Origin of the sequence: Brevundimonas sp. Leaf168 (assembly GCF_001423685.1) — a bacterium.
GTDB classification, from domain to species: Bacteria; Pseudomonadota; Alphaproteobacteria; order Caulobacterales; family Caulobacteraceae; genus Brevundimonas; species Brevundimonas vesicularis_C.
In genome coordinates this window covers 46,575-67,112 of record NZ_LMOY01000010.1, presented here as the reverse complement: position 1 = coordinate 67,112, position 20,538 = coordinate 46,575, and the positions used below count along the sequence as shown (strand labels likewise).

Below are 20,538 nucleotides of genomic sequence, written 5' to 3'. Positions count from 1 at the left end.
TGCCAGATGGACGCCGGGATGGGGAGAGAACGAATGCGACGGATCAACACCCGGACTCTGTGCGCGGTTGGCGTATCCCTGGCGGCCCTGATGGGTGCGTCGGCGGCTGCGGCTCAGGCGGTTCCTGCCTCAGAACCCGTCACGCAAGACGCCGCCCAAGATGCAACCGTGGTCGATGAAATCGTCGTCACCGGCTTCCGGTCCAGCCTGCAACAGGCGCTGAACATCAAGCGCCGCGAAGCCGGAGCGGTGGACGCCATCCTGGCTGAAGACATGGCCGACTTCCCCGATCAGAACCTGGCCGAAGCGATCCAGCGCCTGCCCGGCGTGACCATCGACCGCGTCAACGGCCAAGGCACCACCATCTCGGTGCGTGGTTTGGGTTCCGATTTCACCCGCACCCGCATCAACGGCCTGGAAGCCCAGGCTGCGTCTGGCGGCAACCGCAACCGCAGCTTCGACTTCTCGATGTTCGCGTCCGAATTGTTCAACAGCATCAAGGTTCGCAAGACGCAATCGGCCGAGATCGAGGAGGGCTCGCTGGGCGCCACGGTCGATCTGCAGACGGGTCGCCCCTTGGACTTCGGCGGCAGCGGCCTGAACTCCGCCCTGTCTGTACAGGGTTCGTACAATGATCTGTCTGAGAAGACGGTGCCGCGGCTCGCGGGTCTGCTCAGCTGGTCGAACGAGGACCGAACTTTCGGCGCCTTGGTGTCAATTGCCTATTCCGAGCGGTCGCCAATCCTGGGCAGCTTCAACACGACGCGTTGGCAGAAGGGCGACCCGTCAAACGTCAACGCCGCCGGCAATCCCTATGGGCGCGGCCAGAACTTCGGCGGCTGCATTCCCTGCACCACGACAGCGCAACGTGACGCCGTCCTGAACGCCTTCTATCCCCGCATCCCGCGTTACACCTTGGGCAATACTCAAGAAGACCGCCTAGGCATGACGGGCGCGCTGCAATGGCGGCCAAGCGACCGCACCGAGGCGGTGCTGGACGTCCTGTGGTCGCGCTTTAACTCGGAACTGGAAAGCCCCAACATCGAAGCTTGGTCGTTCAGTCGCGCCAACGTCAACAGCGTCGTCGTGCGCGATTATGCGATCGACGCCGACAAGAACATCCTGTCCTACGGCGTCTTCGACAACATGCTGGTTCGCGCCGAAAACGGCTTCACCCGCAACGAAAGCAACTTCTACCAAGCCTCGCTGAACGTCCGCCACGATTTCAGCGACCGCTTGCATGGCAATCTGAAGGTCGGCGCCAACCGATCCGAAGCCCGCACGCCGCTCAACGTCGCCTATGCCTTCGAGGCTGCGGGCGTAAACGGCTACACCTTCGACTTCCGCGAGGATGATCGCCGGCCGCGCATCAACTACGGCTTTGACGTCACCTCGGGTCAGCGCTTTACCCTGGTCAATGCGACGCGCAGCAACGCCGGCGGCAACTTTGATAATAAGGTCGGCGCTGGCTCCTTGGCCTACGACTGGTCCGACTCCCTGACCTTCAAGATCGGCGGCGAGTATCGCACATATGGGTTCGAGACCTTCGGCCTGACGCGGACCAAAACGTCTCCGACCGGCGCCGATCGGCTTACCGGGGTAAACAGCATCGGACGCGTCGTCAGCATCGGGGACGGTGTAAGCGCCGGCGCAGGTTCGGACCTCAGCTTCATCGTTCCGGACATTTCCAAGATTGCTGACTTCCTCAGCTTTTATGACGATCCCCTTGTCCCTAATCGCAGCGAGCGTGAAGTGGACGAATCGGATAAGGGCGTCTTCTTCCAGGCCGACTTCAATACGACTGTTGCAGGTATGGTCCTGCGCGGCAATGCGGGCATCCGCTATGCCCAGACCGAGGTCACGGCCAAAGGCTGGCAAACCATCGCGGTGGGGACGCCGCCGGTCACGACCTATGACTATGTCACGACCGACAACGACTATGACGACGTCTTGCCGTCCTTCAATCTGGCGCTGGAGCCGCGTGACGACGTCGTGATTCGCCTGGGCGCCGCCAAGGTGATGTCCCGTCCGACCCTCGGCGATCTGACCCCGGGCGGCAGCGTCTCGCCAACCACCCGCACCGTCTCCTACGGAAACCCGCTTCTCGATCCGTTCCGCGCCACCAACTACGATTTCTCCGTCGAGTGGTATTTCCAGACTGAGGGCCTTTTGGCCGCCGCCGTCTTCTACAAAGACATCGACAGCTTCATCACATCGGAAACCGTCGGCATCCCCTACAACCAGCTGGGCCTGCCCAACGAACTGCTTCAGGGCGCTGCAAGCCCGACCGATATCTTCCAGGTCACGCGCCGCCTGAACGGCGAAGGCGGCGCGCTGAAAGGAATTGAAATCCAGTATCAGCAACCCTTCACCTTCCTGCCCGGTCTTTGGTCCAACTTCGGCTTCACCGGGAACGTCACCTGGGTTGATTCCGAAGTCAGCTACGGCACGGCCGGCAAGAATCGCCTGACGGGCCAGTCGAAGAACACCGCCAACGCGACCCTGTATTATGAGGATGGCCCGTTCCAGGCCCGCGTCTCGGTCGCACACCGCAGCCAGTATCTGCTGTCCTTCCCCGGCGCGAACGGCAACTCCGAAGAAGGCGTTAACGACACCACCAATGTCGATGCCTCAATGTCCTACGAGTTCACGCCGAACCTGACCATCTCGCTCGAAGGCATCAATCTGACGGACGCCTATACCGACCGTTATGTCGACGTGACCAACCGCGTGTCCGACTACCGTCACACCGGCCGAGAGATCGCCGTGGGATTGCGCTGGAAGTATTGAGCTTCCCTCCCTGACGCCTCCAGCGTGACAAACTAAAGGCCCGGAGCGAACGGCTCCGGGCCTTCTTTTTAGCTAGGCGAAAAGCGGCGATTGAGGTTTTCGGATCCCGCGCCGCCTCTACAAATACGCTCCCACCTGCCAAGGCACGAACTCGTTGTCGCCGATGCCGAGGGCCTCGGATTTGGACGGCTCGCCTGACGCGACATCGAGCATCTTGCGGAAGATGACCTCGCCGACCTCGGCCAAGCTGGTTCCCGTCAGGACGGGCGAGGCGTCGATGTCCATGTCCTCGTCCATCCAGTTCGCCAGCCTGGCGTTGGAGGCGACCTTGATCGACGGGGCGGGCTTGGCGCCGAAGACCGAGCCCCGGCCGGTGGTGAAGACGATCAGATTGGCGCCCGAGGCGATCTGGCCCGTGGCCGAGCACGGGTCGTAACCGGGGCTGTCCATGAAACTGAGGCCCTTGGTCTTCAGCGGGTCGGCATAACCGATCACGTCGTTCAGCGGGGTCGAGCCGGACTTGGCCACCGCCCCCAAAGATTTCTCGAGGATAGTGGTCAGACCGCCTTTCAGATTGCCCGGCGACGGATTGTTGTTCAGCTCCATCTGGTGGCGATCGGCATAGTCGCGCCACCAGGCGAGACGCGCGTTCAGCTTGTCCGCCACGTCCTGCGACGCCGCACGCCGCAGGAGCAGATGTTCGGCGCCCCATATCTCGGGTGTCTCGGACAGCATGGCTGATCCGCCGTGCGCGACCAGCATATCGACAGCCGCGCCCAAGGCCGGATTGGCGGTGACGCCGGACCAGCCGTCCGAACCGCCGCATTGCAGACCGACAGTCAGGTGAGATGCGGAAACAGGTTGGCGCTGGACCTTTGCGGCCTCCACAACCAGCTCGCGCACCACCTTAATCCCGGCCTCGATTGCACGGGCCGTGCCGCCGGCCTCTTGGATCGTCAGGGCGCGCAGACGCGGGCTGGATTGCAGGCCCTCATTGGCGAGCAAAGCGGGAATCTGATTGGCCTCGCAACCCAAACCCACGATCAGGATGGAGTGGAAGTTCGGATGCTTGGCATACCCCGCTAAAGTCCGCTGCAGCAGGGTCACGTCGCTGCTGAGCGACGAGCCGCCACAACCGCCTTGGTGAGTGAAGGCGACCACGCCGTCGACGCCCGCAGGCAGGCTGGAGTCCGGGAAGGCGTCGGCGATGCGGCGCGCCACGGTGGCCGAACAGTTCACGCTGGTCAGGACGCCGATGTAGTTTCGCGTGCCGACGCGACCCTCCGGGCGAACGATGCCGTTGAACGTCGCGCCAGACAGCAACGAGGGCGCACGCAGGTCGGCCCCGACCTCGGCCTCGCGGCCGTCTTCCGCCATAGCCAGATTGTGAATATGGACATGATCGCCGGCGGCGATAGCGGCTTTGGCGCGTCCAATGACCTGGCCATATCGGCGGACCAGACCGCCTTCGTCCACCGCGTGACGGGCGATCTTGTGGCCGGTGGCGATGTCCGCGCGCGCCGGGGCGTTCAGGCCAACGGGCGTATCGCCGCTGGCGATGTCGTCCAGGGCGATGGCGACGTCATCGGCGGGGTTCAGGATCAGGACGCGAGACATGGACTACTCCGCGACCAGGCGCGCGGCCTCGACGGCGCCGTTCTGGCTGAGCGACAGATAGGCGGACGTGACCGCTTCGGCGAACCGGTCGTCAGCGCCCAGCGCGGGCGGGAAGACGGCGGACAGGCTCAGCAAGGCCGAAACGCGCGCTTTATCAGTGTCGGCGTCGGCCAACAGTTCAGAGGTCTTGGCCGCCAGAGGATCGTCGACGACGAAGATCTCGTCACTTTCGGTCACGCCCGACTGCCATTTCATCCAGGCGGCGACGCCCAAGGCTATGGCATCGATACCCTGCGCCGCCGCAAGACGTTCGGCGGCCCCGGCCAGCAGGCGCTGGGGCAGTTTCTGCGAGCCGTCCATGGCGATCTGGCGCGTACGGTGCATCAGGGCCGCATTGGAGAACCGGGCCATCAGCGCCTTACGATAGGCGGGGATGTCCAGACCTGGCGGGGGATTTAGCGTCGTTTCGGCCTCGTCCCACAGGGCCTCGACATAGGCGCGGAAGCCGGGAACGGCCACGACTTCGTGGACATGTTCATAACCCGACAAGGCGCCCAGATAGGCGATGGCCGAATGTGCGCCGTTCAAAAGGCGCAGCTTGGCGTCTTCCCACGGTTCGACCGCGTCGGTCAGTTGCACGCCGAGAGAGGCGAAATCGGGCCGTTCGCCGGCGAACCGGTCCTCGATCACCCACTGGGTGAAGGGTTCGGCCTTGACCATGCCCTGGTCCTCGACGCCCAGGCGGGCAGTCAGGCGGGCGATGTCGTCGGGAATGGTCGCCGGGACGATCCGGTCGATCATCGTCTGGGGGAAGGCGCCCTCGGCTTCGATCCAGTCCGCCAGCGACGGGTCGATCCGGCGCGCCATGGCGATGACCCCGGCACGGATACGCTTGCCGTTGTGGGGAAGGTTGTCGCAACTGATGACGGTGAAGGGCTTCAGCCCCGCCGCCCTTCGCGCCTTCAACGCCGCGACGATGAATCCAGGCGCGGTGCGGGGCGCGGCGAGATCAACCAGATCGGCCGCGACATCAGCGTCGCTCAAAAGCAGGTCGCCGGCCGCCGGATCGAGGCGATAGCCCTTTTCGGTCACCGTCAGGGTGACGATGTGCGCGTCGGTATCGGCCATGGCGGCGACCAGGGCGGCGGGATCCTCCGGCCCGACCATCACGCCCGCGCAGGCGCCGATCACCCGCAGATGATCGTCCGATCCGTCACGCACGACCAGGGTGTACAGCCCGTCCTGCGGATTCAGCTGATCGCGTACGCCGGGCGACCGAAGCGAAGCGCCCAGCACACCCCAGCGCGGATCCCCCGACTTGATTGCATCGTCGAACACGACCGCCTGGTGGGCGCGGTGGAAGGCGCCGATGCCCAGATGGACGACACCCGTCTTCACCTGGGCGCGGTCGTAGCCGGGGACGGCGACATCGGCGGCCAGCCCCTTCAGAGCGGCTTGGTTCAGTCTGCTCACAGCTTGTACGCCGCCTTGACCAAGCCATAGGTTAGGGCGTGGGCCAGTTCGTGCGCCTCGTCCTCCTCCATCCGGTGCTCGACGACCAGTTTGGCCAGGAAGCCGCAGTCCATGCGCCGCGCCACGTCATGACGGGCGGGAATGGAAAGGAAGGCGCGGGTGTCGTCGTTAAAGCCGACCGTATTGTAGAAGCCGGCCGTCTCGGTCACCTGTTCGCGGAAGCGACGCATCCCTTCGGGACTGTCGTGAAACCACCAACTCGGCCCCAGCTTCAACGCCGGATAGTGGCCGGCGAGCGGCGCGAGTTCGCGGCTGTAAGTGGTTTCGTCCAGGGTGAACAGGATCAGAGACAGACGGCTGTTCGACCCGAACCGATCCAGCAGCGGCTTCAGCGCCCGGACATAGTCGGTCTGGGTGGGTATATCGCAACCCTTGTCGCGGCCGAACCGGTTGAAGACGGTGGCCGAGTGGTTGCGGAAAGATCCGGGGTGAAGCTGCATCACCAGACCGTCCTCGACCGACATGGCCGCCATCTCGGTCAGCATCTGGCCGCGGAACAGTTCAGCGTCGGCGGCGCTGGCGGGCGCCGTCGACACACGCCGGAACAGGGCCTCGGTTTCGGCCTTGGGCAAATCGGCGGTGAAGGCGGTCGGGTGGCCGTGATCGGTCGAGGTGGCGCCCATCTCTATGAAGAAGGCGCGGCGGTCGCGCAGGGCCTGCAGATAGCCGTCCCACGACAGGGTGTCGCGGCCGGTCTGTTCGGCCAGGATCTTCAGGTTGTCGCGGAAGCCTTCATAGTCGGGGTCCAGCACCGGGTCGGGGCGATAGGCGGTCAGGACCCGGCCCTTCCAGCCCGAGGTTGCGATGGTCCTGTGATGCTCCAGCGTGTCGAGCGGGCTCTCGGTCGTGGTCAGGACCTCGATATTATAGCGCTCGAACAGGGCGCGCGGCCTGAAGGCGTCCGTCTTCAGGACCGCATCAATCACGTCGTAATAGTGATCGGCCGTCTCGGCCGACAGGCGCACGTCGATGCCGAAGGCCTCGGCATAGACCCAGTCGTGCCACATCCGTGAAGGCGTCCCCCGGAACAGGTGATAGTTCTCGGCGAAGCGCCGCCAGATCTCGCGTGGATCGGTCTCGACCGGCCCGCCATCGGCGCGCGGCACGCCCAGATCCTCCATCGCCATGCCCTGCGAGTGCAGCATGCGGAAGACGTAGTGGTCGGGTGTGATCAGAAGTTCGGCCGGATTGGCGAAGGGTTCGTTCAACGCAAACCAGCTAGGATCCGTATGACCATGCGGGCTGATGATCGGCAGCCCCTTGATCTCGCCATACAGACGACGCGCGATCGCCCGGGTGTCGGCGTCCGCCGGAAACAGGCGATCGGGGTTCAGTTTGAGCGGATGAACCATAGCGTTCCTCATGGCCTCGTGGCGGAGGCTTGGTTCGCCTCTCGATCTTGATCCAACAAACTTACAACATCGGCCGCAAAAAGACACCGGTTACCAACATTGAAGCTCAGCTTGTCTTGCGTGTCGCACGTCGGATTTTTCGCAAGCCTGCTCTGGCGCCTTGCGTCCGGACGCGAGGCTGGACATAAGGGCCGCTCACCGCCCGTTCGGGCCGGCTTAGCTCAGTTGGTAGAGCGCCAGTTTTGTAAACTGGATGTCGCGGGTTCGATTCCTGCAGCCGGCACCACGCCTTTCGACCATCGGGGACATGGCCGACACAACCAACAAGCTGGGCCACAAGATCGGTGCGCGAGGCGGCAGAACCCGCCAAGCGATCCTCGACGCGACCCAACGCCTGTTGAACGAGCGGCATTACGGTGAAATCCGCGTCGCCGATCTGGCCTCGGCCGCCGGTGTATCGCCTTCCAACTTCTACACCTATTTCAAGACAGTCGAAGAACCTGTTTTGGCGCTGTGCGAGGTCGCTGCGACGGATTTTCAGGGGCTGGCGGCGCATTTCCAGGCCGACTGGCCGGGCGATAAGGCCTTCGTCATCGCGCGCGCCTTCATTCTGGATGTGATGGCCATCTGGCGCAGCCACGGTCAGGTGCTGCGTGTCGAACATATGCTGGCCGACAATGGCGACGCCGCCTTCGTCGAAAGCCGGGTGCGCCGTTTGCGCCGGCTGCACCTGTCCATCGAACGTCGCGTGGCCCAAGCCCACGCCAGCGGCCTGCATCCCAAGGACTATAGTCCGCGGCTGGCCTCGTATCAGATCGCCTCGATCGCCGAATCGACGGCGGCCAGTTTCGATCTTCTGCGACGGGCCGATACGCCCGAAGCCATTCTGGATACGGCGGCCATTATTATCGTCAAGCTGACGACCGGACGTTAGAGGCCCAACGGCCCATACAGCCAGGTCAGCCAGATCCCGACGGCCAGGAAGACGCCGAAAGGCAGCTTCTCTGATCCGCTGACGCTGCGCCGGACCACCAGAATGCCGAAGACCACGCTGAGCCCGACCGCGCAGGCCCACAGCAGCACGCTGGGCAGGCCCATCCAGCCGACCCAGGCCCCTGCCCCCGCGAACAGGAAGGGGTCACCTCCCCCCAGTCCCTGACGCTTTCGGACGAGTTGGTAGAGCCAACCGACCAGCCACAGACCACAGAACCCGACAGCCGCACCGATCAGATGGGAAAAACCGAGGCCCCAATCCAGAATCAGGGCGACCGTAACCCCTGTCGAGATCAAGGGCAGCGTCAGACTATCCGGCAGCCAGAAGTGTTCGCCGTCGACGATGGCGATCAGCAACAGCTGCCAACCCAGAACGGCCGTGGCGGCGATCATGAATGTCGAGGTGCCGCCCGTCACACCCCACACGCCGGCCCAGATGCCGACGCCGGCCGAAGCTAACTCGATCAGCGGATAACGCGGCGAAATCCGCGTGTGGCATCGCGCACACCGCCCGCGCAAACCAAGCCAGCTGAAGACCGGCACAAGCTCCCAGGGACGTAGCGTCTGATCACAGCCCCGGCAGCGCGAGCGGGCGACGACGATGTCCTCGTCGCGCGGCAGGCGAACGCTGACGGCGGCGATGAAACTGCCGACGATCAGGCCCAGCCCGCCCATGACGGCGGCGGCGAGTACAGGATTCATCAGGACGTCCCGAAGGCGGCGAACCCTTCTGGCTTAGCCGCCTCCGAGCGCCACCGCCACATGATAGGTCACCAGCGACGCCAGATAGGCCAGACCGAACATGTAGCCGATCATGATCCAGGTCCATTTCAGCGAGTTGGTCTCGCGCCGCACGACGCCCAAGGTCGCCACGCACTGGGGCGCGAAGATGTACCAGGCCAGGAAGGACAAGGCTGTCGCCAGCGACCAGTGCGACGCCAGGGTCGAGGCTAGAAGGCCCGTCGCATTCTCGGCGTCAGCGATGGCGTAGGTCGTGCCAAGCGCCGCCACTGCAACCTCACGCGCCGCCATGCCGGGGATCAGGGCGATCACCATCTGCCAGTTGAAGCCGATGGGCGCGAAGATCGGCTCCAGAGCGCGGCCGATCATGCCCGCGAACGAATAGTCGATGGCCGGCAGGGTCGCGTTCTCGGGCGGATAGGGGAAGGTCGCCAGCACCCACAAGATGATCACCAACGGCAGGATGATGCGGCCCGCGCGGTTCAGGAAGATCTTGGCCCGGAGCCACAGATTGAAGCCGACGCTGCGCAGGTCCGGCGTCTTGTAGGCCGGAAGCTCCATCATGAAGGGCTCGACCGCCCCTCGCCAGAACACTTTGCGGATCAGCAGGGAGACGATCAGGGCGCTGACGATGCCGGCGGCGTAGAGGCCGAACATCACAAGGCCCTGCAGATTGGCGAAGCCCCAGACCGTCTCATTCGGAATGAAGGCGGCGATGATCAGCGTATAGACCGGGATGCGCGCTGAGCAGGTCATCAGCGGGGCGACCAGGATGGTGGTCAGGCGGTCGCGTCGCGAATCGATCACCCGCGCCGCCATGACGCCGGGAATGGCGCAGGCGAAACTGGACAGCAGCGGGATGAAGGCCCGGCCGTGCAGCCCCGCCCCGCCCATGATCTTGTCCATCAGGAAGGCCGCGCGCGCCATATAGCCGAAGTCTTCCAGCGCGATGATGAACAGGAAGAGGATCAGAATCTGCGGCAGGAACACTAGCACGCTGCCGACGCCGGAAATGATCCCGTCAACGATCAGGCTTTGCAGCAGACCGTCAGGCAAGACGTTGGCGACCAAGCCGCCCAACCAGGCGATGCTGGCCTCGATCCCGTCCATTACGGGCGCGGCCCAGCTGAACACGGCCTGGAACATCACGAACAGCAGGGCGAACAGGATCAGCAGCCCGCCGACCGGATGCAGCAGCACTGAGTCGATCTTGCCGGTAAGGGTATCGGGCCGCTCCGGCGGGCGGACGCAGGCCTTCATGATCCGCTCGGCTTCGCGGGCCGCGGCTCGTAGCTCGGCGGCGTCCGGACTGCGCCATTGGCTTTCGGTCACGGCCGCGACGGCCGCCTGGTCCTCAATGGCGGCGACCAGATCGTCGATGCCGCGCTTGCGCGTGGCCACGGTGGTGATGATCGGCACGCCCAGTTCGGCGCGCAGTCGCTCCAGATCGATGCGCAGGCCCTGGCGCTGGGCGATGTCATACATGTTCAGCGCCAGAACCATGGGCCGCCCGACGGCCTTCAGCTCCAGGATCAGCCGCAGGACCAGACGCAGGTTGGTGGCGTCGGCGACGCAGACCACGACGTCGGGCGGCGTCTCGCCGGCCAGTCGCCCCAGAACGGCGTCGCGCGTGACCTCCTCGTCCGGACTGCGGGCGCGCAGGGAATAGGTGCCGGGCAGGTCCAGCACCGACATCGTGCGGCCGGAGGCGGCGCGGATCAGGCCTTCCTTACGCTCCACCGTCACGCCGGCGTAGTTGGCGACCTTCTGATGAGCGCCGGTCAGGGCGTTGAACAGAGCGGTCTTGCCGCTATTGGGATTGCCGACCAGCGCGACGCGGGCCGTCTTCAGCGCGATGTCCATCAGGCGGCGCCCAGCCGGATCGAGAGGCTTTCCGCCTCGTGGCGACGCAGGGCCACGCGCATATCGTCCACCTTCATGGCGATGGGGTCGCGTCCGAACAGACCTTCGTGCAGCAGTTCGATTTGCGCGCCTTCGACAAAGCCCAGTTCCAGCAGACGGCGTTCCAGCTCGACCGCCTCGCCCTGATGGTGACAATGGGCGCCCACCTGAACGATGACGCCGCGATCGCCGCGTCGGGCCTGGCTCAACTTGATGGTGTCGGTCAATTCTACGCTCGCACGGGCGAGGCCGCTCCCCGACGGCTCCGCGTTTCTTTGACACTGATTATCAGGTGCGAGGGGTCTACGTCCAGCAGGACAGCTTGACCAATTGCCGCGCCGGTGCGTTGCGGTATCACAAGGCAAACAGGAAGCCGCCATGACACGCCACGCCCTCGTCGCCCCCCTTCTTCTGGCCCCGCTTTTGACCTTGGCCGCCTGTGGTCAGGGCGAGCCGTCCACGACTACGCCTGCCGCGCCGGTTCACGTGCTGACGGATGCGGAAAAGGCGACCCTGCTGGCCTCCCTGCCCGCCCCCTACAATGCGGGCGATCTCGAGAACGGGCGTCGGGCGTTTGCGCGCTGTCGCGCCTGCCACACCATCGGCGAGGGCGGCCCCGACATGGCCGGGCCAAACCTGTATGGCGTGTTCGGCCGCAAGGCGGGAGATCGTCCGCACTATAACTATTCCAACGCCATGCGCACGGCGACCTTCACCTGGGACGCCGAGAAGCTGGATCACTGGCTGGAAAATCCGCGCACCTTCCTGCCCGGCAACAAGATGACCTTCCCCGGTCTGCCCGACGCCACGGATCGCCGCGACGTCATCGCCTTCCTGAAGGTGGAGACGGGCTACAAGCCGGAGCCTGCGCCCGCCGCTTGATCCGTCAGGCCTCAGGCAGTTCCTTGGGGCCGCCTTCGCGCAGTTCTTGGGCTTCCCACTCCTCGATCTTGCGGGCGGTCCATTCCGGCGACTTGGTGAAGCGCGCCAGGACACCATAGATCACCGGCACCACGAACAGGGTCAGGACGGTGGCGAAGATGGCGCCGGTGAAGATTACCACGCCGATCGTCTGACGGCTGCCGGCGCCTGCGCCTTGCCACAGCACCAGCGGCAGGGCGCCAAAGGCGGTTGCGATGGAGGTCATGATGATTGGACGCAGACGCAAGGACGACGACTCAATGATCGCCTCCCTGATCGACCGGCCCTGGTCGCGCAGCTGATTGGCGAACTCGACGATCAGAATGCCGTTCTTGGCCGCCACGCCGATCAGGATGATAAGGCCGATCTGGCTGTAGATGTTCAGGCTGGAGCCCGCCATCAGCAGGCCGAACAGACCGCCCGCCGCCGCCAGCGGCACCGTCAGCATGATGACCGCAGGCGTGATCCAGCTTTCGAACTGGGCCGCCAGAACCAGGAAGACGAGCAACAGCGCCAGACCGAACGCCGCGAACACCGCCCCGCCCGCTTCCTGCTGATCGCGCGCCGCCCCACCCCACTGGGTGACGACGGCGCCTTGCGGCTGCTTGGCCGCCTCGGCGTTCAGAAACTGTATCGCGTCGTCGATCGTGGTGCCGGGATTGAGGTCGGCCTGCAGGGAGATCGCGCGCTGCCGATCCAGACGGCGACGGTCCGGCGTGTCCCCGCTGGTCTTGGTCGTGACCACGGCCGACAGCGGCACGAGTTGGCCGCCCCCGGTCGCGACATACAGGGCTTCCAGGTCGGCGACCTCGCGACGATTGTCGCGCTCGGTCTGCAGGATGACATCGTATTCCTGACCACCCTTGATGTAGGTCGTGGCGCGGCGAGAGCCAAACATTGTCTCCAGCGTGCGGCCGATCGACTGGGACGAAACGCCCAGCGCGGCGGCTTTCTGCGGATCGACATCGACCAGCAGACGCGGCGAGTTCGGCTCATAGTTCAGGCGTGGACGCGAGAAGCCGGGATTGGCCTGGGCCGCAGCCAGCATAGGCTGGAGCCAGGCGTAGATTTGCTGATAGTCGCTGCCGGTCGCGATCAGCTCGATGGAGTTGGAGTTGCCGCCGCCGCGCTGGAAGGCGCCGGGGGTCGAGGCATTGACCTGGGCGCCCGTCTGGCCGCGCAGCTTGCCATTCAGTTCCTGAGCGATCTCGGCCGCCGAGCGGTCGCGCTTGGACCAGTCGGCGAGCGTGAGGACCGCATTGCCCGAGTTGAAGCTGCCGCCGCCGAAGCCGGGCGCGGACACCAGATAGCTGTCGGCCTCGCCGCTGGTCTTGTATTCGGCCAGCAGAGGCTCCAGCCCCAGCATGATCTTCCGGGTATAGTCGAAGCCCGCGCCTTCGGGGCCGGCGACGCGCACCGTGACCCGGCCGCGATCTTCGTCCGGCACCAGTTCGTTAGGCAGGGTCAGGAAGATGCCGCCCGCGCCCGCTGCGACCAGCAGGATCAGGGCGCCGACGCCGATCACCGCGATGCGACGGCCCAACAGCATGTCCAGCGACCGGCCATAGGACGACTTCAGCCGGTCCATACCCCAGTCGACTTTGCGCGCCACCCAGCCTCCGCCATGTGCGGGTCGCAATATCTTGGAGGCCAGCATCGGCGACAGGCTGAGCGCCAGGAAGGCGGAGAACGCCACGGCCGCCGCGATCGCTGCGGCCAGTTCGACGAACAGACGTCCGACATACCCCGGCAGGAACAGCAGCGGCGCAAACACTGACAAGAGGACGATGGTGGTGGCCACGACCGCGAAGAAGACCTGGCGCGCGCCGCGTTCGGCGGCGACCAGAGGCGGCTCGCCCAGATCCAGACGGCGCTGGATGTTCTCAACCACCACGATGGCGTCATCGACCACGAGGCCGATGGCCAGAACCAGGGCCAGCAGCGTCAGAAGGTTCAGCGAGAAGCCTAGCGGGGCCAAGACGATGAAGGTCGCCAGCAGACAGATCGGCGCCACGATGGAGGGGATCAGCGCGGCTCGCAGGCTGCCAAGGAAGATGAAGTTCACCAGGGCCACCAGGGCCATGGAGATGCCGATGGTGATCCAGACCTCGTCGATCGCGTGCGAGGTGAAGACCGAGTTGTCGGATCCGACCTCGATGGTCACACCCGGCGGCAAGGTCGGCCGGATTTCCTCGATCATCTTGTGGACGCCGTCCGAGATGGCGAGGTCGTTCGACTGCGCCTGACGGGTCACGGCCAGGCCAATTTGATCCATCCCGTTGCCACGGAACAGACGCCGGTCTTCTTCCGGCGCTTCCTCGACGCGGGCGATGTCACCAAGGCGCGTCACATAGGTCGGCTGCCCCTGGATGATGGCCGACGATCCGCTGCCCGTGCCTGTGGCGACCGTCGCTGAGGCCGAGGCCGAGCCTCGCGTGCCGATGGGCAGTTGGCGGAAGTCTTCCGGCAGCGCGTAGGTGCGCGCCACGCGGACGGTGTAGTCCTTGTCCGTCGATTCCAGCGAGCCGGCGGGCAGTTCGACGTTCTGGTTCGTCAGGGCCGTCTCGACGTCGTTGACCGTCAGGCCCCGCGCCGCCATGGCAGCGGAATCCAGCCAGATGCGCATCGAATAGCGCTGCTCGCCATAGATGTTGACCTGGGCCACGCCGGGCACCGTCGCCATCCGGTCGATCAGATAGCGGTCAGCGTAATCGGTCAGCTGCAGCCGGTTCATGCTGGTCGAGCGCAGGAAGACGATGATGATCGGCTGGCTGTCGGAGTCGGCCTTGGCCACCTCAGGCGGGTCGGCCTGGTCCGGCAGGCGGCCGACCACGCGGCTGACGCGGTCGCGTACGTCGTTGGCGGCATCGTCGATGTTGCGGTCCAGCGAGAACTCGATGTTCACGTTGGAGCGTCCGTCGCGGCTAGTCGAGTTGATGCGTTCGACGCCCTGGATGCCGGCGATCTGCTGCTCAACCGGCTCGGTGATGCGGCTTTCGATCACCTCAGCCGAGGCGCCGGCGTAGCTGGTGTTGACCGACACGATCGGCGGATCGACGTCGGGCAGTTCACGCACGGGCAGGAAGAAGAAGGCCGCCGCGCCGATGACGCACAGCACGATGGCCGCGACGGCCGCGAAGACTGGCCGCCGGACCGAAACGTCGGACAGCATCATTTGGCGGCGCCCGACTTGCGACCCTGGCCGCCCACGCTGACCGGTGCGCCCGGCTGAATACGGTTCAGGCCCGATCCGACGATGCGGTCGCCGGCCTCGATGCCGGACAGTATCTCAACAAAGCCGTTCTCGACGGCCCCGGTTTCGACCTCGACCCGCTGAGCGGTGGAGCCGTTCTGACCGGGTGCGATGCGATAGACGAAGGCGCCGGCGCCTTCATATTGCACGGCTGACTCTGGCACGGCGGCGCTCTGACGCTGGCCCTGCTGGACCGCCACGCGCATCAACATGCCGGGACGGATGCGACCGCCGGGGTTGGGGAACTCCGCGCGCGCGGTTGCGGCGCGGGTCGTTTCGTTGACGCGCGTGTCGATCAGGGCGATCCGCCCAGTGAACGGCTCGTCGCCATAGGCGTCTGCCGTCGCCGTCAGCTGGGCGCCGGGACGCAGCAGGTTCAGATAGCGCTCAGGCAGGGGGAAATCGACGCGGATCGTCGATGTGTCGTCCAGCGTCGTGATCACCGCGCCCGGGTTGATCAGCGTGCCGGGCGTCACCGTCGTCAGACCGACGCGCCCGGAGAACGGCGCCCGGATCACCCGGTCGCCACGACGCGCCTGGGCCGCCTGCAACGACGCTCGCGCGGTTTCCAACCCGGTCTCGGCCTGTTCCAGCATGACCTGGGGCGCAACGCCCCGGTCGGCCAAGGCCTTGTAGCGATCGTATTCACGCTGGGCTTGATTGACGTTGGCGCGAGCCTCGATAATGGCCGCGTCTTCTTCACGCGCTTGGAGTTCGACCAGTGGCGCGCCGGCCGAGACGTACTGGCCGTCCGCGAACAGGACGCGGGTGATCAGTTCGGTGGTCGAAGAGGTGACGTTCACCGACCGCTCGCCGCGCGCCACGCCCAAAACGCGAATCTGATCCGAGAAGGGCCACTGCGCGACGACGGCCTCGGACACCTGCTGCGCCCCGCGTCCGCGACCGCCGCCCGGCCCTGCCGCCTTCTTTTCGTCTCCAGCGGAGACTTTGACGATGGCGGCGACGACCATCAGGGCAAGCAGGACGGCGGCGGCGACGAGGAAGAAGTGACGTTTGATCACGCGGGGGTCTCTCGGTCAGGGGGACGCCGCATGCATTACCGGGTAATGAAGTGCGCGCAATGTTACGTATCAGTAACGTGCCGGATCACATTTTCCGTCGCAGAAATCTTGCCTAAAATCGTCTCCAGATCGAAAGAACAGGCCCGCGGCTGATGGGGATCTCCTGGCCTGCGACGGTTTGTCTCCATCCGGCCTGCAAGCTCCAGGCGCCGAAATCACGCACCACCGAGGCTTCCAAGGACAGCCAGCGCGCGCCGCCGTCGGCCGCGCCGCCAAACGTCTGACCCAGCACCATCCAATCCTCGCCGAGCCGGGCGCCCGCCGTGGCGTCGATGCGGGTTTCATCCGGCAGGCCGTCACGCAGACGGCGTGCGGCCTGAAGCTCGACGAATGCGCCGGCCATTCCCCAGCGCTCGCCCATCTCGCCGAGAGACCGGCTGACCGACACGCGCGCCTCCCAATCGTGATCGCCGACGCCCGGCGCGGCATAGCCGGCGTTGCGCCCCTCCCCGGCTTGGGTATAGCCGCCGTAAAGGCTGACGGCGTTCCGGTCGTCGCGCCAGACCTGCCAGGTCGCACCGATCTCGATGGGGCCGCGCCCGCTGTAATCAACGAAGGCGTCCTCGCCGTCCTGCAAGTCCGCCTTCAGCTGAAGCGTCAGCCGATCCGACACGCCGTATTCGGCGAACAGACCCAAGGTCGCGTCGCGCCGCTGGCCAGGCAGATCACGCTCCTCGCCAGCAGCGTCGAAGCCCGTGTCGGCGCTCAGCCGCTCATATTTGACGATGGCCTGGCCCTTGCCCTTCGGCTGGGTCCAGGCGCCGGCGAGAGCTTGGGTCGGCGTCAACGCCGCGAGGACCAGCGTCCCCGCGACAACGGCACCTAGGCGTCGTAGCCCGGCGACTTGCGATCCAGCTGTCGCAGAGCGCCCGGCCAGGCCAGCGACGAGATGAACCCAATGCCGCGCCCCTGCTCCTTGGTCTCGGCCTGCGCTTCGTCCGGCGCCAACAGGATGTGCTCGCGCCCGCCAGACAACGCCGCAACCTGCTGCGCGCAGGCTCTCTCCAGGAAGAAGATGCCGATCCATGCCTGAGCCGCCGTTTCCCCGACCGCCAGCGTGCCGTGGTTTCGCAGCAGCATCAGCGGTTTGTCTCCCAAGTCGGCGACCAGACGTTCGCGTTCGTCATGGTTCAGAGCCAACCCCTCGTATCCATGATACGCAACCTGATGCTGTAGTAAACACGCGTTCTGACTGACGGGGAGCAAACCTTCGGCCTGAGCGGCGACGCCCACGCCGTTCACTGTATGCAGATGGATGACGAACTTGGCGTCCTCGCGCGCGGCATGGACGGCCGAGTGGATGGTGAAGCCCGCCGGATTGATGAAATAGGGCGTGTCCTGGACGATGTTCCCTTCCAGATCGACCTTCACCAGCGACGAGGCCGTAATCTCGTCGAAGTAAAAGCCGTAGGGATTGATCAGAAAATGATGCTCCGGCCCGGGCACGCGCGCCGAGATATGGGTGAAGATCATGTCGTCCCAACCGTTCAAGGCGACGAGCCGATAGAGGGCCGCCAGCTCGACACGGACCTGCCATTCGGCTTCGGACACCCGCGACTTGATCGAGGGACTGGTTCCGTCCGCCATGATTTCCTCCTGCCTCTGGATGGGCTTTTACAAACCGTCACCCCGCGCGGTCGCGTCGTCAAGCCGACAAGGCCGCGGTTGACGTGACGTCACCCCCTGCGGCGGCCTTGCTTAACCCGGTCTTCATCACGCAAGCATATGGTTAAGCATCGTCGCCGGTTCGGGGAGCCGCCTTGTCTGTCGTTCAACTGGAGCCGCCCCGCGACGCCTGGGACGACCGGACTGTGTCTGAGCTTCTGGCGCTGGCCAGCAGCCGTTCGGCCGACGACCGTCAGCGCCTGCTGCTGAAGGTCACCTCGCTGTGTGAATCCAATCCGCCGCCACCCAAGGTCGCGCCGCTGCTCAGCGACATCTTCCTCGCTCTGACAGCCCAGGCCGAGCGGGATATTCGACTGGCCCTGTCCGAACGGATCGCGGGCGTCGACTGGGCGCCGCCTGCGCTGGTCAACATGCTGGCGCTGGATGAGATCGAGATCGCCCGCCCGGTCATCACCTCCAGCCCGCTTCTTCAAAACGCCGACCTCATACGCCTGCTGATCGAGGCGACGCTGGAACATCAGATCGCTGTCGCACGGCGCCCACAACTGGCGCGGCCGGTCGTGGACACGATTGTCGATCGCGCCGAGCCCGTCACCATGACGGCGCTGGCGTCCAACCGTACGGCCGACATTGGCGAAGACGCCATGCGCAAGCTGGTCGATCATTCGCGCCGCATCGCGGGCCTGCGGGCGCCGTTGACGCGTCACCCCAGGCTGAACGAACAACTGGCTCAGCAGCTTTATCAATGGGTCGGCCAGGCTCTGCGTCAGTCGATCGGCGAACGCTTCCGCATCGACGACGCCCAGTTGAATGCGGCGGTTCAGGACGCGGCGGCGAAGGCTGTCGGCAGCCCGGAATGGCGCGCCATGTCCGCCCGGATGACCGAGGATCGCGCACGCATCGACGCGGAACGACGACTGGTGGAAAAACTTCAAGCCGCCGGCCAGCTCCGCCCCGGTCTGCTGGTCCGCGCGCTACGAGAACAGCGTTTCGAACTGTTCGAACAAACCCTGGCGGCCCTGGGCGGCTTCAGCGAGGCTCAGGTGCATCACGCCATCCGCGCGCCGACTGCCGAGCCGCTTTACCTGGCCTGCATCGCCGTGGGCGTGGACAAGGCCGTCTTCGCCTCCCTTTTGGTCGAGGTGCGCAAGCTTTCGGGCGGAATGCCTGCCGACGGCGGCTGGAAGGCGACCCCAATGAGCGCGCATGCAGCCTCTCGCGCCTTCCATCAGATGATGCACAAGCCCGCGACCGTTTGACTCTGCGCCCAAGCTGGGGCCACGTCGCCAAGTGACTCAGTCAAGCTCCCCTCCCCTGCCGTCATCGCCCCGATTGGCCTTCGTCGCCAGCGACCGGCCCGAAGCCCAGGCGGCGCGCAAAGCCCTGATCGACCGCTATGGCGCCGTGCCCGAAGACGAGGCCGATGTGATCGTGGCGCTTGGGGGCGACGGGCAGATGCTGGAAACCCTGCACGGCAACCTGCGGCAGCGCACGCCCGTGTATGGGATGAACCGGGGGTCGGTCGGCTTTCTGATGAACGACTACGACGACAACGGTCTGCTGGAGCGGATCGCGACGGCCGAAAGGACAGTCATCCATCCGCTGCAGATGGACGCCTGGACCGAAAGCGGCGAAGTGCACACCGGCCTGGCCATCAACGAGGTGTCGCTGCTGCGCCAGACGCGCCAGTCAGCCAAGCTGCGGATCACCGTCGATGAGCGCGTTCGACTGGAAGAACTGTCCTGCGACGGCTGCCTCGTGGCGACGCCTGCGGGATCGACCGCCTATAACCTGTCGGCGCACGGCCCGATCATTCCTCTGGACGCCCGCATCCTGGCCCTGACGCCGATCAGCGCCTTCCGTCCCCGTCGCTGGCGCGGCGCCCTGTTGTCGCACGGCGCCAAGGTGCGGTTCGAGGTCCTGGAGGCCGACAAACGCCCAGTCTCGGCGACCGCCGACAACTTCGAGGTCCGACGCGTCGCCCGCGTCGAGGTGCGCGAGCGTCGTGACGTCACCCTGACCATGCTATTCGATGCGGGCCGGTCGTTCGATGAGCGGGTGATGGCCGAACAGTTCGCGAACTGATCGGTCACGGCTTCTTAAGCCCGCTACCGTATCTTGGCGTGAACGTCCTATGGAGCCCGCCATGAGCAATCCGGCGCAGATCACCCCTCCGACCAACTCGCTACGTCTCAAGGTCGGCGGCGGCTTCGGCATCAACGCCGACGCCATCGCTCGTGCAGAGGAGGCGCTGAAAGCCATGTCGGCCCAGTTCGGCCAGTGGCTGAACGACGAGATCGTCAAGCTGGACAAGGCTCAGGGCGACATCCGTGAGCAGGGCTACACCGCCGCCACCGCCGAGGCTCTGTATTTCCGCGCTCATGATCTGAAGGGCTTGGGCACCACCTACGAATATCCGCTAGTTACCCGCATCGCCGGTTCGCTGTGCAAGATGCTGGACGACGCCGATCGCCGCATGACTGCGCCGATCGCCATCCTGGACGCCCACATCGACGCCATCCGCGCCGTCGTCCGCGACCAGATCAAGACTGACGAACACCCGACCGGCCGCGCCTTGGCCGAGACCCTGGAAGCGCGCGTCGCAGATCACCTCGCAGGCTGAAGTCCCTCCAGCCGTTTGCGAAGGCCCGTCGTCTTCGGCGGGCCTTTTTCTTGAAGCTTGATCGGTTGAGACGAGTCACTTCGCGACTTCGTCGATGCCGTGAAT

The 20,538-nt window shown here is 65.3% G+C and carries 16 protein-coding genes and 1 tRNA gene; 7 read left to right on the top strand and 10 right to left on the bottom strand.

What is annotated here, in order from left to right:
- The first annotated feature begins 33 nt into the window (after window positions 1-33).
- On the top strand, window positions 34-2,790 hold the full coding sequence (locus ASF81_RS11040; RefSeq protein WP_055808551.1) for a TonB-dependent receptor: 2,757 nt from the start codon (window positions 34-36) through the stop codon (window positions 2,788-2,790).
- 117 nt (window positions 2,791-2,907) lie between these two features.
- Here the strand turns inward: ASF81_RS11040 and ASF81_RS11035 are convergent, their stop codons facing one another.
- From ASF81_RS11035 to uxaC, 3 genes are read right to left on the bottom strand one after another with little or no spacing between them, the layout of a single operon-like run.
- Window positions 2,908-4,407, bottom strand: a complete 1,500-nt coding sequence (locus tag ASF81_RS11035; protein ID WP_055808550.1) for a UxaA family hydrolase — start codon at window positions 4,405-4,407, stop codon at window positions 2,908-2,910.
- 3 nt (window positions 4,408-4,410) lie between these two features.
- Complete coding sequence (locus ASF81_RS11030; RefSeq protein WP_055808549.1) at window positions 4,411-5,880, bottom strand: mannitol dehydrogenase family protein; 1,470 nt, start codon at window positions 5,878-5,880, stop codon at window positions 4,411-4,413.
- Window positions 5,877-7,292 (bottom strand): glucuronate isomerase, encoded by a 1,416-nt coding sequence (gene uxaC / locus ASF81_RS11025; protein WP_055808740.1) that lies wholly within the window; start codon window positions 7,290-7,292, stop codon window positions 5,877-5,879. Before uxaC ends, ASF81_RS11030 begins: the two co-directional genes overlap by 4 nt.
- A gap of 210 nt (window positions 7,293-7,502) precedes the next feature.
- Here uxaC and ASF81_RS11020 point away from each other — a divergent pair.
- Both ASF81_RS11020 and ASF81_RS11015 read left to right on the top strand, forming a co-directional pair.
- A tRNA-Thr gene (locus ASF81_RS11020) sits at window positions 7,503-7,578 on the top strand.
- Between the two features lie 21 nt (window positions 7,579-7,599).
- Complete coding sequence (locus ASF81_RS11015) at window positions 7,600-8,226, top strand: TetR/AcrR family transcriptional regulator (RefSeq protein WP_055808548.1); 627 nt, start codon at window positions 7,600-7,602, stop codon at window positions 8,224-8,226.
- Here ASF81_RS11015 and ASF81_RS11010 read toward each other — a convergent pair.
- From ASF81_RS11010 to ASF81_RS11000, 3 genes are read right to left on the bottom strand one after another with little or no spacing between them, the layout of a single operon-like run.
- Complete coding sequence (locus tag ASF81_RS11010) at window positions 8,223-8,987, bottom strand: A24 family peptidase (protein ID WP_055808547.1); 765 nt, start codon at window positions 8,985-8,987, stop codon at window positions 8,223-8,225. The two genes, ASF81_RS11015 and ASF81_RS11010, sit on opposite strands and share 4 nt — an antisense overlap.
- Before the next feature lie 33 nt (window positions 8,988-9,020).
- A complete protein-coding gene (locus ASF81_RS11005) occupies window positions 9,021-10,889 on the bottom strand; it encodes a ferrous iron transporter B (RefSeq protein ID WP_055808546.1) in 1,869 nt (622 codons plus the stop codon).
- Complete coding sequence (locus ASF81_RS11000) at window positions 10,889-11,155, bottom strand: FeoA domain-containing protein (protein WP_055754847.1); 267 nt, start codon at window positions 11,153-11,155, stop codon at window positions 10,889-10,891. Before ASF81_RS11000 ends, ASF81_RS11005 begins: the two co-directional genes overlap by 1 nt.
- A 151-nt stretch (window positions 11,156-11,306) precedes the next feature.
- Between ASF81_RS11000 and ASF81_RS10995 the strand changes: the two genes are divergently transcribed.
- The gene (locus tag ASF81_RS10995; protein WP_055808545.1) at window positions 11,307-11,810 is read left to right on the top strand and encodes a cytochrome c family protein; all 504 of its coding nucleotides are present in this window, start codon (window positions 11,307-11,309) and stop codon (window positions 11,808-11,810) included.
- 4 nt (window positions 11,811-11,814) lie between these two features.
- Here ASF81_RS10995 and ASF81_RS10990 read toward each other — a convergent pair whose 3' ends face one another.
- From ASF81_RS10990 to ASF81_RS10975, 4 genes are all read right to left on the bottom strand, one after another.
- Window positions 11,815-15,021 carry an efflux RND transporter permease subunit gene (locus ASF81_RS10990; protein WP_055754845.1) on the bottom strand — a complete coding sequence of 1,069 codons (3,207 nt, stop codon included), beginning with the start codon at window positions 15,019-15,021 and terminating at the stop codon, window positions 11,815-11,817.
- The gene (locus ASF81_RS10985; protein ID WP_055808544.1) at window positions 15,021-16,124 is read right to left on the bottom strand and encodes an efflux RND transporter periplasmic adaptor subunit; all 1,104 of its coding nucleotides are present in this window, start codon (window positions 16,122-16,124) and stop codon (window positions 15,021-15,023) included. The genes ASF81_RS10990 and ASF81_RS10985 overlap by 1 nt, the downstream gene beginning before the upstream one ends.
- 112 nt (window positions 16,125-16,236) lie before the next feature.
- Window positions 16,237-16,971, bottom strand: coding sequence for a hypothetical protein (locus tag ASF81_RS10980; protein ID WP_235559335.1), 735 nt, complete (start codon window positions 16,969-16,971; stop codon window positions 16,237-16,239).
- Window positions 16,972-17,006: 35 nt separating this feature from the next.
- Window positions 17,007-17,771, bottom strand: coding sequence for a class II aldolase/adducin family protein (locus ASF81_RS10975; protein WP_055754843.1), 765 nt, complete (start codon window positions 17,769-17,771; stop codon window positions 17,007-17,009).
- A gap of 173 nt (window positions 17,772-17,944) precedes the next feature.
- Between ASF81_RS10975 and ASF81_RS10970 the strand changes: the two genes are divergently transcribed.
- The 3 genes from ASF81_RS10970 (at window position 17,945) to ASF81_RS10960 (ending at window position 20,433) form a co-directional block, all read left to right on the top strand.
- Window positions 17,945-19,069, top strand: a complete 1,125-nt coding sequence (locus ASF81_RS10970; protein ID WP_055808543.1) for a DUF2336 domain-containing protein — start codon at window positions 17,945-17,947, stop codon at window positions 19,067-19,069.
- A gap of 73 nt (window positions 19,070-19,142) precedes the next feature.
- Window positions 19,143-19,895 (top strand): NAD kinase, encoded by a 753-nt coding sequence (locus tag ASF81_RS10965; protein ID WP_156363234.1) that lies wholly within the window; start codon window positions 19,143-19,145, stop codon window positions 19,893-19,895.
- 61 nt (window positions 19,896-19,956) lie between these two features.
- Window positions 19,957-20,433 carry a hypothetical protein gene (locus tag ASF81_RS10960; RefSeq protein ID WP_055808734.1) on the top strand — a complete coding sequence of 159 codons (477 nt, stop codon included), beginning with the start codon at window positions 19,957-19,959 and terminating at the stop codon, window positions 20,431-20,433.
- The last annotated feature ends 105 nt before the right edge of the window (window positions 20,434-20,538 follow it).